Here is a 359-nt window from a genome sequence, read left to right on the forward strand (position 1 = left end):
CGAGGCTCGAACTCGTGACCTCAACCTTGGCAAGGTTGCGCTCTACCAACTGAGCTAGTGCCGCATTCAAAAGTAGTCAGTAATTTGTCCGTTGTCGCACAACCTGAAGGTTGCGGTGAAACGTTCTGGCAACTGAGCTAGTGCCGCACAATAAGTTACTAGTTTTAAGTTACAAGCTTCAAGTTAGTTACTTTCCCCTTGAAACTTTTATCAATTTCTTTTGGTGAGAAATTGGAGCGGCACACGAGGCTCGAACTCGTGACCTCAACCTTGGCAAGGTTGCGCTCTACCAACTGAGCTAGTGCCGCATTCAAAAGTAGTCAGTAATTTGTCCGTTGTCGCACAACCTGAAGGTTGCG

The 359-nt window shown here is 47.4% G+C and carries 1 tRNA gene; it reads right to left on the reverse strand.

The features are described from left to right. Window positions 1-232: 232 nt before the first annotated feature. Window positions 233-308 (reverse strand) — tRNA-Gly (locus tag IRQ78_RS20495). Between the last annotated feature and the right edge of the window lie 51 nt (window positions 309-359).

The sequence above is a fragment of the Pseudoalteromonas simplex genome, assembly GCF_015278155.1.
Lineage (GTDB): Bacteria > Pseudomonadota > Gammaproteobacteria > Enterobacterales > Alteromonadaceae > Pseudoalteromonas > Pseudoalteromonas simplex.